Genomic DNA, 13,493 nt, shown 5'->3' with positions numbered 1-13,493 from the left:
CGATAGGTTATTACATAACACCAGCGATATTCTTTCAATTCCGTAACAGTAGCGCTCTTCAGGTCGCCCGAGACACTGGGCTTTCGAGCACAAATAAATGAGGTTGCTCCATTTATCGCGCGGATTGCCGATTTACGCGTGACACAGCGGCTCATCTCGATTATCGGGCTAGCCATGTTCCGCAAGGGGTTCCTCGTCATTTGCCTGATGATGGCGTCGCTCGTCACAACGACGGTCGTGCACGCGCGCGAACTCCCCGGTGTTGTCATGCTCGAATGCTGTGGAACGGTTCGCGCCGAATCCAATGAAAGCAGCAAACCGTCATCCGGCGATTCGGACAAGGCGGCGTTCGAGCACCATGGCTGCCATGGCGCGTCTTCCCTGATGCTCGGAAACGCCCCAGCGGATGAGATGGTCGTGCGGCTCCAACGCGCTTATCCCTTTTTGCAGGTTGCGGCACTCTTGCCGCGCGAATCCACACCCGGATTGCGCCCTCCTATCGTCTGACTGAGCGGTAACGATGTCCTCGCCCTGAGTGTGCAGGGCGGCGGATTCTACACGTCTCAGTTCAGGATTTATTATCATGCACCGTTTGATCGCAGCCGCATTGGCTGCGGCGTCCTGCGCCACGATCGCGCAGGCGCAGACCGCGCCGCCCGTGGAGGCGGGCGCAACCCTCAGTCTTGACCAGGCATTGTCGATGGCGGGGGCGACATCGCCAACGCTTGACGCGGCCGAAGCCGATATTCGCGCGGCGCAGGCCGCCCGCACCGTCGCGGGCCTGCGTCCAAATCCCGGCATCACGGTCGAGGCCGAGAATGTCGCCGGGAGCGGCCCCTATCGGGGAGTCGAAAGCCTTGAAACGACAACATCGCTCGCATTGCCGATCGAGCTGGGCGGCAAACGCTCCGCCCGGATCGGGGTCGCCGACGCCCGCTCGCAACGCGTGGCTATCCAGGCGGCGATCACGCAAGCCGATTTGCGGCTGTCGGTGATCCAGGCTTATGCCGAAGCTGCTGCGGCGCAGCAGAGAGTAACGACTGCGCGCGACCAGGCCCGCATCGCGGCGGAAGGGCTGCGCGCGGCTCAGGTCCGTGTGCAGGCGGGGCGCGCTTCGCCCATCGAAGTCCAGCGCGCCGACGTGGCCCGGATCAACGCGGATGCCGAAGTCGAGCGGACACAGCGCCTTGTCGAAGTGGCCCGCTATTCGCTGTCGCGGATCATCGGCCAGCCTGTCGCGGGCAATCTCGATACCGGGTGGTTCGCCAATGTGCGCGCGGCCTATGGTCCGATGCAGGAGATCGAGAGCGCGGGCACGCTGGCAATGGCGGCGGCCGAAGCCGATCTGGCGATTGCCGATGCCGGTGTGCGGCTCGCGCGGGCGCAGCGGGTTCCCGATCTGACCGTAGGCGCTGGGGCGCGCTATATGCGTGACACCGGCGATACGGCGGCGCTGTTCAGCATTTCCATTCCTCTGCCCCTGTTCAACAATGGCCGGGCAGCGGTTGCACAGGCATCCTCGGAACGGCTGCGCGCGGAGGCACAGCAGCGTGTCACCGCGATCGAGGTCGATCAGGCCATTGCCCGCGCACAGGCCGAAGCCGCCAATGCTGCGACGACTGCCGCGACGGCGAGCGGTCCTGCGTTGCAGGCGGCGGATGAAGCCGCGCGCATCGCCCGCATCGGTTATCGCGAGGGCAAATTTGGGCAACTCGAACTGCTCGATGCCGAACGCACGCTCTCCGAAACCCGGCGCGCCGCGATCGACGCGCTGCTCAACTATCATAGCGCACAGGCGCAGCTTGAACGGCTGACCGTTCGCGCGCCCGATCTTCAGGGGAATTGACCATGAAACGCACCATCAAGGCGGCGCTGCCGCTCACTCTTGCTGCATTGCTGATGGCGGGATGCTCCGGCGGCGATCCCGCGCAGGAGAAAGCTGAAAATGCCGCCGCCGGGGAAGAAGCGGGGCATAAAGATGAAGAGGGCGAGATCGATCTGACTCCCCAGCAGATCAAGACTGCCGGGATCGAACTGGTGCGCGCCATTCGCAGCGGTGGCGGCGCGTTGACATTGCCCGCGACGATCGAAGGCGATCCGCAAGGGATGCAGGTCGTGTCCGCCGCGATCGGCGGCCGCGTTGTCTCGCTTACGCGCAATCTTGGCCAGACGGTCGGTCGCGGACAGACGCTGGCCATCATCGAAAGCCGCGAAGCCGCATCGCTCAATGCCGAGATCGAAGCGGCGCGGGCACGGTTGTCGCTCGCCGAATCTAATCTGCGCCGCGAGCAAAGGCTGTTCAATGAGCGGGTTTCGCCCGAACAGGATCTGATCGCTGCACGCACGGCGGCGACTGAAGCGCGCATTGCCTTGCGTCTTGCTCAACAGCAGGTCGCAGCCGCCGGCGGCGGCGGCGGGACGCTCAACCGGATCGCCGTCGCCTCCCCGTTGTCTGGGCAGGTAGTGGCGCGCAGCGTCACGCTTGGGCAAACAGTCGCGGCGGATGCTGAGTTGTTCCGCGTGGCAAACCTTTCGCGGGTCGCCGTGACGCTGGCCCTATCGCCAGCGGATGCCGGGAAGGTGCGGCCCGGTTCCGAGATCGAGATCGTTGCTGGTGATCGCAAGACGGTGGCGCGGGTCGATTTCGTCTCGCCGATCCTCAACGAGACGACGCGCCTCGCCACGGTGATCGCGGTGATCGACAACCGTTCGGGCCAATGGCGCGTGGGGGAGCCGGTAACGGCTTCGATCCAGTTGCCCGGCGGCGGCGCGGGGTCGGTGCTGGTCCCGCAAAGCGCGATCCAGACGGTGGAAGGGCGACCGACAGTGTTCGTCCGCACCGATCATGGCTTCAAGGCCGTGCCCGTCACTCTCGGCAATCCCAGCGGCGACAATGTGGTCGTCACCTCGGGCCTGGCCGGCAATGAACAGCTTGCCGGGCCGAACAGCTTCACTCTCAAGGCTGAGCTTGGAAAAGGCGAAGCGGAGCACGGGCACTGATCATGATAGACCGTATCGTCACATTATCCGTCGAGCGGCGCTGGTTCGTGCTGCTCATGACGCTGATCGCCATGGTCATCGGAGGCTGGGCGCTGTCGCGCCTGCCGATCGACGCCGTTCCCGACATCACCAACAATCAGGTGCAGGTGAACATCACCGCACCGGCACTCTCGCCCGAACTGGTTGAAAAGCAGATTGCCTTTCCGATCGAAAACGCGCTCGCGGGCGTTCCGGGCCTTGAATACACCCGATCGCTCAGTCGCAACGGCTTCGCGCAGGTCACGGCGGTTTTTACCGAATCGACCGACATCTTCTTTGCTCGGCAGCAGGTCGCTGAACGGCTGCGCGTGGCGGAGGAAAGCCTGCCTGAAGGCGCAACCCCGACCATGGGGCCGATCGCGACGGGGCTGGGCGAAGTCTATATGTGGACTGTCCACCTCGAACATCGCAAGGGCGACGAACATAAGCCCGGTCAACCGGGTATTCAGCCGGACGGCAGTTATATCACCCCCGAAGGCGACCGGCTTGTCACCGAAGCCGACAAGGCGACCTATCTGCGGACGGTGCAGGACTGGATCGTCGCGCCGCTGCTCAGAAGCACGGAAGGTCTGGCGGGCGTCGATTCGATCGGCGGCTATGTAAAGCAGTTCCAGGTGATCCCCGACATGCAGCGCCTTGCTGCGCTCGGCATGAACCTTACCGATCTCGCGCAGGCGCTTGAGGCGAACAACGTCGGCGTCGGCGCTGGCGTGGTCGATCGCGGCGGCGAAGGGCTGGCGGTGCGCTCGGATGCCCGAATCCGCAATATCGGCGAGTTGGCCAGCACTGTCATCGCCACGCGCGAGGGCACGCCGATCCGGCTCGATTCCGTCGCGCAGGTCCGGCTTGGACAGGCGATCCGTTACGGCTCGGCGTCCGAGAATGGCAAGGAAGTCGTCGTCGGCACCGCGATCATGCGGATTGGCGAGAACAGCCGCACGGTCGCCTCGGCGGTCGCGGAACGGCTCGATGAAGTGAATGCCTCGATGCCGACGGACGTGGTGATCCAGCCCGTCCTCGACCGCACGGCGCTGGTCAACTCGACGATCAAGACGGTGGCGAAGAACCTCACCGAAGGCGCGCTGCTCGTCATTGTCGTGCTGTTCCTGCTGCTCGGCAATTTCCGCGCGGCGCTGATCGCGGCGCTGGTGATCCCGATCACCATGCTGATGACCAGCTTCGGGATGCTGCGCGGCGGCGTGTCGGCGAACCTGATGAGCCTCGGCGCACTCGATTTCGGGCTGATCGTCGACGGCGCGGTCATCATCGTCGAAAACGCGCTGCGACGTATCGCCGAACGCCAGCATCATCTTGGCCGCAATCTGACGGTCGAAGAACGGTTGAACTCGGTCGCCCGCGCGGCGCGCGAAATGATCCGGCCATCGGTGTTCGGGCAGGCGATCATCATCCTCGTCTATGTGCCGCTGCTGACGCTGAGCGGTGTCGAAGGCAAGACCTTCACGCCGATGGCGATGACCGTCATCATCGCGCTCGTCTGCGCCTTCGTGCTGTCGCTGACCTTCGTGCCCGCGATGCTCGCCATCTGGCTGTCGAAGCCGGTGGAGGAGAAGGAAGGCCGGATCATGTCGTGGCTCAAACGCAAATATGAGCCGGGCCTCGACAAGGCGATGAAACGTCCGACACTCACCATGGGCGTTGGCGTGGGCGCTTTCCTCGCGGCGCTTTTGACCTTCTCCTTTTTGGGCCAGGAGTTTTTGCCCCAGCTCGACGAGGGCGACCTGACCGCGCAGGTTCTGCGCGTTCCCGGCACCTCGGTCGATCAAAGCCAGGCGATGCAGTCGCGCATCGAACGGGAGATAGCCAAGCTACCAGAGGTGCGGTTCGTCTTTTCCAAGACGGGCACGGCCGAACTCGCGTCCGATCCGATGCCCCCCAATATCTCCGACACCTTCATCATCATGAAACCCAAAGACGAGTGGCCGGACAGCCGCCTGTCGCGGGCGGAGCTGATAGCCAAGGTCGAAAAGGTGCTGGAAGGCGTGCCGGGCGGCGCATTCGAGATCAGCCAACCGATCCAGATGCGGTTCAACGAGCTGATCGCCGGTGTGCGCGGCGACATCGCGGTCAAGGTGTTCGGCGACGATTTCGACACCATGAATGCGACCGCGAACCAAATCGCCGCGATCCTGCGTCAGACCGAAGGCGCGGCGGACGTTCGGGTCGAACAAACCGAAGGTCTGCCGATGCTCGATATACGGCCAAAGCGGGACATCATGTCGCGGCTCGGCATCACTGCGCAGACCGTGCAGGACACCGTGTCCGCCGCGATCGGCGGGCGCGATGCGGGGATGATCTTCGAGGGCGACCGGCGGTTTGCGGTGACGATCCGCCTGTCGGATGTGTCGCGCGCCAATCTCCAGACTCTCGGACAGGTGCCGGTGCCCTTAGCAAATGGCGGGTTCGTGCCGTTGCAAAGCGTGGCCGACATCGGTGTCACCGATGGCCCCAACCAGATCAGCCGCGAGAACGGCAAGCGGCGCGTGGTGGTCCAGGCCAATGTGCGTGGTCGTGATGTCGCCGGGGTCGTTGCCGATGCCGAAGCGGCGATCGCCAGCCAGGTGCGGCTTCCCAGCGGGCAATATCTGGATTGGGGCGGACAGTTCGAGAACCTTCAGTCCGCGAGCGAGCGGCTGATGCTTGTCGTCCCGGCCTGCTTCGCGCTCATCATCCTGCTGCTCTATGGGGCATTGGGAAGCGTGCGCGATGCCGCGATCGTGTTCACCGGGGTTCCGCTGGCGCTCGTCGGCGGCGTCCTCGCGCTGTTCCTCAGAGGGATGCCCTTCTCGATCTCGGCGGCGGTGGGGTTCATTGCCCTTTCCGGTATCGCGGTCCTGAACGGCCTCGTCATGGTGACATCGATCCAGTCGTTGATGGAAAGCGGCATGGAACGGGCGAAGGCGGCGTATGAAGGCGCGATGATGCGCCTCAGGCCCGTGGTCATGACCGCGCTCGTCGCCAGCCTCGGCTTTGTGCCGATGGCGCTTGCGACCGGCTCGGGAGCCGAGGTGCAAAAGCCGCTCGCGACTGTGGTGATCGGCGGTCTCATCTCCGCCACGCTGCTCACCCTGTTCGTGCTGCCGACGCTCTACGCCCGCTACGGCCGGCGTCTCGACGATGAGCGAGACGAGATCGGCGTGGAACGGACGGATGAGCATCCCGCGGGGCCGACAGGCGAGCCCGCTTGATGAACATGGTCGCGCGCAGTTCGATCGGGCCGCGCGCGACCATCACCGAGGGACGATGGCAGTCGCTCGAATGAAGGAGACTGATGAAGACAGAAATCCAAACAGGACAAGGCCGGATGCGGCCACGTCTTCGAACAGAGGCTCGCGTTGACGATGAAGGAAGAAACGACATTCGTTCTTAGCATGGCTCCGGTGAGAGTTTGGACGCATCTCGCCGATCTGGAGGCTTACGAATACTGGCATCCGAGCTATCGCTTCGAGGAAGCCGCTGCCGCTGGCAGGACAATCGACCTGACCTATGCGTTGTTCAGACGCGGCTATCGCACACGCGCGGAAGCGACGATCACGGCCTTCGACAAGCCCCACCTCATCGCATGGAGCATCGGCATCGGCGGCGGCGCTGTATTCCGCGAGAGCTATGAACTCGAAGCGGTAGGGACAGGAACGCAGATCCGGCACGAGATCGCGTTCGAAAGTTTCGCCGGCAAGCTGGTGGGCAAGCTGTTCCGCCGGACATTTGGGGGCACCCTGCGCGCTCAGGATTTGGCCTTCCTAAGCTACCTCAAAAAGGATTTGCGTAGTGGTGACGCGGGACTGAACCGCCATCGCCGCCGGGCGCGGAAAGCCAGGAGGACGGACAATGACGGATGAATGCCTCGTCGATGGCGGCGCCAAGCATCGGACCTTGTGGATCGTTCTGCTGCTTAATCTCGGCATATCGCTGGCCTTCTTCGGGACGGGGCTGGCAGGCGATTCCAGCGCGCTGATCGCCAACGGCGTCGACAATCTGTCGGATGCTCTCGTCTATCTTCTGAGCCTGATCGCGCTCGGCCGCGCCGCGGTCTGGAAAAACCGCGCCGCCACTATGTCGGGCATCATGTTGCTGCTGTTCGCTGGCGGAATCCTCGTCGATGCGGGACGGCGCTACATCTACGGCAGCGAGCCGATCGGCTCGACGATGATGCTGATGTCGGCGGCGGCGGCCGTCATCAACTTTATCTGCCTCAAGCTGCTTCAGCGCCTGGAGAAGCCCGATGTGGCGCTGCGCGCCGCGACAACCTTCAGCTTCAACGATTTCATATCGAACGGCGGCATCCTTGTCGCGGGCGGCCTGGTGCTGTGGCTCGGCAGCAATTGGCCGGACCTTATCGTCGGCGTGTTGACGGCGCTCATCGCCATCAAGGGCGGCATCGAAATCCTGAAGGACGCGCGGGCCGAAGCCGACCAGCACGCGGAGGCCGCGCCATGACCGGACCGGCGTTCGCCCCCGCCCGAAATTCGCAGCCCGATGCGGCGCTGTTTCATGCCGCATCGTCAATTCTCTCAGGAAGAAGGAATTACGCATGGTAGAACGCGCGTCAAAGCAGGGGCTTCCCTGTCCTGTCTGCAAGGTCGATCTCGTCATGAGCGAGCGGCAAGGCATCGAGATCGACTATTGCCCGCAATGCCGGGGCGTGTGGCTCGATCGCGGCGAACTCGACAAGATCATTGAGCGAGGCGTCGCCGAAACAGCGCCCCCTCCGCCCCCTCCGTCGCGCGGCGGATACGATCGCGGCCACGACAGCCACAGAGGCGATTACGGCTACGGCGACCACAAGCGCCGCCGACGCAAGAGCTTCTTCGAGGAGCTGTTCGACTGACATGAGGATTGGCCCCCCACAAGCCCATCGCCCCCTTGCGTGCTTGTGCGAGAAGGGTCCGCGCCGTGAACGCCCTGCCTTGGCGTTCACGGCGAAAGATCGCACGCCGCTGCCTTTCAGTGGCGTGCCCCGTTCAAAGTGGCCCCAGCGGCGGCGCGCTCTCGCGCTGGCGGCCGGTATGTTCATGCTGGTTGCCAACACGGGATGTTCACCCGATGGCAATGCGGACAAGGACGACCGCTCGCTTCCTCTCGCCGGAACGCATATCTTCACATGCGGGAATGGAACGAAAGTGCGGGTCGATTTTGTCGGCAACGGCCTGACGATCGATTTCGCGATCTTGCCTGATGGCAAAGCCGAGCGCCTGACCGCTCCCGCCGCCGGCGTCACCTATTTTGGCGACACCATGAATCTCGCGATCTCGAACGGGTCGATCGTGGTCATACGGCCCGATGCCGGATCGCAGGTCTGCCGCCGCGACGGCCCCGGCCAGGAACGGGACGGGCGACCGCCTCCGTGATCTCGCACCGCCTCGCGCCCTATCCCCGGCGCGGGCGCTGAACGAGATCGATGCAACAGAGGAAAATTCATGACCGAACAGATCCAGCTCGACATCCCGCTTGTCCTTCCCGACATTCCGGACGCCAATGACGCCTGCGTTGCGCGTCTGACATCCAATCTCGCGGCGCGACCGGGGATCGAGAAAGCGCATATCGTTCCGGCGGAAGGGGACAAGCCCGCGCTGCTGTGCATCCACTACGATCCGGGCATCCTCTCGCTTTCGCGTATCCGCGACATCGCGCGCGGGGCAGGGGCCGCCCTTGCCGAACGCTACGGCCATGCGCTGTGGCCGGTGAAGGGGATCGGCCATCAACGCAAGGCCCGCACGGTGAGCGAGCAGTTGCGCGCCTTGCCGGGTGTGCTGGAAGCCGACGCCAATGCCGCTGGCATGGTGCGCGTGGAGTTCGATCGGGAACAGGTGTCCGAAAAGGACATTCTTGGCGCACTGTCGCGGTTGGGCGTCAAGCAGACCAGGCGGTCGCTGGTGTCGCCTGTTCCCGAAGCTACGCCAAGGGATGCCCATGCCGGTCACGATCACGGCCCCGGCGGGCATGACGAAAAGGCCGCGCACAAGGAAGGCGATGGTCACGATCACGATCATGGCGCTTTCCTTGGCCCGAACACCGAACTGATCTTCGCGCTGACCTGCGGCGCGCTGCTGGCGATCGGCTTCGCCATCGAAAAGCTGGTTGCCGGAGCGCCCGCGTGGTTGCCGACGGCCCTCTATATCGGGGCTTACGGCTTCGGCGGTTTCTTCACGCTGCGCGAGGCGATCGACAATCTTCGTCTCAGGAAATTCGAGATTGACACGCTGATGCTGGTGGCGGCCGCCGGCGCCGCCGCGCTCGGCGAATTTGCCGAAGGCGCGCTGCTGCTGTTCCTGTTCAGCCTCGGCCATGCGCTCGAACATTATGCGATGGGCCGCGCCAAGCGGGCGATCGAGGCGCTGGCCGAACTGGCACCGCGCACCGCCACGGTCCGGCGAGCCGACGGCACGACTGAAGAAATCTCCGTCGATGAACTGAAGGTCGGCGATACCGTGATCGTCAAGCCCGATGCGCGGGTTGCGGCCGATGGCTTCGTGGTCAAGGGCACCAGCGCCATCAACCAGGCCCCCGTAACGGGCGAGAGCATTCCGGTCGACAAGCAGCCCGTCATGGACGATGCGGCGGCGCGCGCCAATCCTGAGCGGGTCGATGCTGCAAGCCGCGTGTTCGCCGGGACGATCAACGGCAGCGGTCTTATCGAAATCGAGGTGACGCGCCTGTCGAGCGAAAGCACGCTCGCCAAGGTGGTCAAGATGGTGAGCGAGGCGGAGACGCAGAAGTCGCCGACTCAGCGGTTCACCGATCGCTTCGAGCGGGCGTTCGTGCCGCTCGTCCTCGTTCTGGCGGTGGTGCTTCTGTTTGCCTGGGTCGTGGTCGACGAGCCGTTCCGCGACAGCTTCTATCGTTCGATGGCTGTGCTGGTGGCGGCCAGCCCTTGCGCGCTGGCCATCGCCACCCCCAGCGCGGTCCTCTCCGGCGTCGCTCGCGCGGCGCGTGGCGGTGTCCTCGTCAAGGGCGGCGCCCCGCTCGAACTGCTCGGCTCGCTCGATGCGATCGCTTTCGACAAGACCGGCACGCTCACCAAGGGCGAGCCGCGCATCCAGCAAATCATCACCGCGCCGGGCGTGGACAAGCAGGAGCTGATGGCGATCGCGGTGGCGGTCGAAAGCCTGAGCGATCATCCGCTGGCGCAGGCGATCGCGCGCGACGGTCGCGATCATGTCGGGGACTTTCCGGTTCCGAAGGCGGAGAGCCTGAAAAGCCTCACGGGGCGCGGCGTCTCGGCCGTGGTTGGGGAGGATGAAGTCCTGATCGGCAAGCCGGGCATGTTCGGCGCCGATGGCATACCACCGCTGTCCCCGGCGATGGCACAGGCCGTCGAGCAATTGCGCGAGGGCGGGCAGACCAGCATGGTCGTGCAGCGCGATGGCCGCGATCTTGGCGCAATCGGCCTGCTCGATACGCCGCGCGAGACGGCGATCGTCGCGCTCAAACGGCTGCACGAAATCGGCATCAAGCGGATGATTATGATCTCCGGCGACCATCAACGGGCGGCCGAAGCGATCGCGCGTGAAGTCGGGATCGACGAGGCATGGGGCGATCTCATGCCGGAGGACAAGGTGGAGGCGATCAAGAAGCTGCGCGCCGAAACCAAGGTCGCGATGGTCGGGGATGGCGTCAATGACGCGCCCGCGATGGCGACCGCGACGGTCGGCGTGGCGATGGGGGCGGCAGGGTCCGACGTGGCGCTGGAAACGGCTGATGTCGCGCTGATGGCGGACGATCTGTCGCATCTGCCGTTCGCGGTCGGTCTTAGCCGCACCACGCGATCGGTGATCCGCCAGAATGTGTTCGTGAGCCTCGGTATTGTCGCTTTCCTCGTGCCCGCGACCATTCTCGGACTTGGCATTGGTCCGGCGGTCGCGGTCCATGAAGGCTCGACGCTCTTGGTGGTATTCAACGCGCTGCGCCTGCTCGCCTATCGGGACAAGACCAATGACTGAAACGCCTGACACGGATCGATCGCTGTCCCGCGTGATTTTCCCGCTTCCGGGCAATGAAGCCCTGGCGGAGCATCTGGCGAGGGCAGGGGGCTGGCCGCTCGGCACACTGGAAACCCGTCGCTTTCCCGATGGCGAGGCTTATGTCCGGCTGCTCGATGATGTTGCCGGAAAGGCCGTCGATCTCGTCTGCACGCTTGCGCGGCCCGATGAAGGCTTCCTGCGCCTCGTCTTTGCGGCCGATGCAGCGCGCGCGCTTGGCGCGCGCGAGGTGACGCTGGTGGCGCCCTATCTCGCCTATATGCGCCAGGATCGCCGCTTCCTGCCGGGCGAGGCGGTAACATCGCAGAGCTTCGCGCGGCTTGTATCGTCCAGTTTCGATCGTCTCGTCACTGTCGATCCGCACCTGCACCGCTATCCGGCGCTCTCGCCCTTATATGCTATTCCGGCGGATGCCTTGCAGGCGGCTCCCGCGTTGGCCGACTGGATCGCCGCCGAAGTCACGGCACCGTTTCTGATCGGTCCGGACGAAGAAAGCGAACAATGGGTATCGGCGATCGCGGACCGCGTGGGCGCGCCCTATGCAGTGCTGCGGAAAATCCGTCATGGCGACCGCAATGTGGATGTCGAACTGCCGGACCTTACTGGCTGGCGCGGGCGGCAACCCGTGCTGGTCGACGACATCGCTTCCTCCGGACGCACGCTGATCGAGGCGGCGCGCAAGATAGCATTGCAGGGTTTTGCCCCGCCTGTCGTCGTGGTGGTGCATGGCGTGTTCGCGGAGGATTCCTTCGAGCGTCTGTCGCCACTTTGCAGCCGGATCGTTTCGACCGACAGCGTTCCCCATGCCAGCAACGCAATCGCGCTCGCGCCGCTGCTGGCTCGCGGTCTCGCAGCCCACATATCCGCTGAAGGCGAGCTGATCCGTCACAGGCGGCCGCCTGAACCTGTCGATGAAGTGGATCTTGCGGGCATGGATTCGTTCCCGGCGAGCGATCCCCCTTCGTGGACGACCGGGGGACATTGAGACGATGCCCGCCTCGCTGAACACGGCGCAAGAGACAGGCGCGCGCCCTTCCTACATCCTCAAGGCAGAGTGGTTATCATGTTGACGCTTACGTCCCTCGGCGGTGCCGGCACCGTCACAGGCTCGAAACATCTTCTCACCCATGGCGACACGCGCATCCTGATCGACTGCGGGCTGTTTCAGGGCCTCAAGAATCTGCGCGAGCTGAACTGGCAGGACTTGCCGGTCAAGGCGTCGAGCATCGATGCCGTTGTGCTGACGCACGCCCACCTCGATCATTCGGGCTATCTGCCCAAGCTGGTGCGGGACGGGTTTCGCGGCCGTATCTACGCAACGGCCGCGACATGCGATGTAGCGCGGCTCATTCTCAAGGACAGCGGGTTCCTGAACGAAAGAGACGCCGATTTCGCCAATCGCCAGGGCTTCTCGAAACACAAGCCCGCGCTGCCGCTTTATGGTGTGCGCGACGCGGAACGCGCGATCGAAGCCTTTTCGATCGTGCCGTTTGACGACGCGGCCGAACTGCCGGGCGGTGCCCGGCTGACCTTTCGCCGCGCAGGTCACATCCTGGGGGCGGCCGTCGCCCAAATCGAATGGGCCGGTCGCCGCATCGCCTGTTCGGGCGACCTTGGACGCTATGGCGATCCGGTCATGCTCGATCCGGCATACATCGCCGAAGCCGATTATGTGCTGATCGAATCCACCTATGGAAACCGCACACACGATCCGGCGGACGCCACCGACGCGCTGGGCACCGTGATCGAACGCACGGTGCAGCGCGGCGGAACAGTGGTGATCCCGGCCTTCGCGGTCGGCCGCGCGCAATCCTTGCTCTACCACCTCTGGAAGCTGAAGCGCGCGGGGCGTCTTGTGCATGTCCCGATCTATCTGGACAGTCCGATGGCGATTGCAGCGACCGGGCTGCTTCATGCCCATCATGACGATCATCGGCTGACATCCGGCGAGTGCGATGAAGTCTGCACCATCGCCACCTATACGCGCGAGGTCGAGGAATCGAAGGCGATTTCGGCCAGTGAGTGGCCCAAGGTCGTGATCTCGGCAAGCGGCATGGCGACGGGCGGCCGTGTTCTTCATCATCTGAAGGCGTTTGCGCCCGATCCGAAGAATCTCATCCTCCTTTCCGGCTTTCAGGCGGCGGGAACACGGGGACGGGCGATGTCGCAGGGCGCGCGCGAAGTGAAGATCCATGGCCAGTGGATTTCGGTGCGCGCTGAGGTCGACGAGCTGTCGATGCTTTCGGCTCATGCCGACGCCGATGAGCTGATGCGGTGGCTCGGCGGATTCCGCAAAGCCCCAGCGCGCGTGTTCATCGTGCATGGCGAGGCCGATGCGTCCGAAGCCCTGCGGGGGCGGATCGACCGCGAGTTGGGATGGGATGCCGTCGTGCCGCGCCAGGACCAGGTGTTTGAGCTGTGACGGAACGACAGGACATCGTGTCGGCCGCGCGGCCG

The 13,493-nt window shown here is 64.4% G+C and carries 11 protein-coding genes; all 11 read left to right on the top strand.

Annotated elements, in window-relative coordinates:
* The first annotated feature begins 138 nt into the window (after positions 1 to 138).
* The 11 genes from SZ64_RS00100 (at position 139) to SZ64_RS00050 (ending at position 13,458) form a co-directional block, all read left to right on the top strand.
* A complete protein-coding gene (locus SZ64_RS00100) occupies positions 139 to 507 on the top strand; it encodes a hypothetical protein (protein ID WP_241772932.1) in 369 nt (122 codons plus the stop codon).
* A 76-nt stretch (positions 508 to 583) separates the two neighbouring features.
* On the top strand, positions 584 to 1,846 hold the full coding sequence (locus tag SZ64_RS00095) for a TolC family protein (protein ID WP_054528957.1): 1,263 nt from the start codon (positions 584 to 586) through the stop codon (positions 1,844 to 1,846).
* Positions 1,847 to 1,848: 2 nt separating this feature from the next.
* Entirely contained in the window at positions 1,849 to 3,000 is a 1,152-nt protein-coding gene (locus tag SZ64_RS00090; protein WP_054528956.1) for an efflux RND transporter periplasmic adaptor subunit, read from the top strand.
* A 2-nt stretch (positions 3,001 to 3,002) separates the two neighbouring features.
* Positions 3,003 to 6,245, top strand: a complete 3,243-nt coding sequence (locus tag SZ64_RS00085; protein ID WP_054528955.1) for a CusA/CzcA family heavy metal efflux RND transporter — start codon at positions 3,003 to 3,005, stop codon at positions 6,243 to 6,245.
* A 153-nt stretch (positions 6,246 to 6,398) separates the two neighbouring features.
* Positions 6,399 to 6,896, top strand: a complete 498-nt coding sequence (locus tag SZ64_RS00080; protein WP_054528954.1) for an SRPBCC family protein — start codon at positions 6,399 to 6,401, stop codon at positions 6,894 to 6,896.
* The gene (locus SZ64_RS00075; protein WP_054528953.1) at positions 6,886 to 7,494 is read left to right on the top strand and encodes a cation transporter; all 609 of its coding nucleotides are present in this window, start codon (positions 6,886 to 6,888) and stop codon (positions 7,492 to 7,494) included. The genes SZ64_RS00080 and SZ64_RS00075 overlap by 11 nt, the downstream gene beginning before the upstream one ends.
* A gap of 94 nt (positions 7,495 to 7,588) precedes the next feature.
* A complete protein-coding gene (locus SZ64_RS00070; protein ID WP_054528952.1) occupies positions 7,589 to 7,885 on the top strand; it encodes a zf-TFIIB domain-containing protein in 297 nt (98 codons plus the stop codon).
* A 79-nt stretch (positions 7,886 to 7,964) separates the two neighbouring features.
* The gene (locus SZ64_RS00065) at positions 7,965 to 8,405 is read left to right on the top strand and encodes a hypothetical protein (RefSeq protein ID WP_156313355.1); all 441 of its coding nucleotides are present in this window, start codon (positions 7,965 to 7,967) and stop codon (positions 8,403 to 8,405) included.
* A gap of 69 nt (positions 8,406 to 8,474) precedes the next feature.
* Positions 8,475 to 10,997 (top strand): heavy metal translocating P-type ATPase, encoded by a 2,523-nt coding sequence (locus SZ64_RS00060; protein WP_054528950.1) that lies wholly within the window; start codon positions 8,475 to 8,477, stop codon positions 10,995 to 10,997.
* Entirely contained in the window at positions 10,990 to 12,021 is a 1,032-nt protein-coding gene (locus tag SZ64_RS00055; protein WP_054528949.1) for a ribose-phosphate diphosphokinase, read from the top strand. The genes SZ64_RS00060 and SZ64_RS00055 overlap by 8 nt, the downstream gene beginning before the upstream one ends.
* 78 nt (positions 12,022 to 12,099) lie before the next feature.
* Positions 12,100 to 13,458: an MBL fold metallo-hydrolase gene (locus SZ64_RS00050; RefSeq protein WP_054528948.1), complete on the top strand. Its 1,359-nt coding sequence runs from the start codon at positions 12,100 to 12,102 to the stop codon at positions 13,456 to 13,458.
* The last annotated feature ends 35 nt before the right edge of the window (positions 13,459 to 13,493 follow it).

It is taken from the genome of Erythrobacter sp. SG61-1L, assembly GCF_001305965.1.
Classification (GTDB): domain Bacteria; phylum Pseudomonadota; class Alphaproteobacteria; order Sphingomonadales; family Sphingomonadaceae; genus Andeanibacterium.
This window is presented reverse-complemented; position numbering and strand designations above follow the sequence as displayed.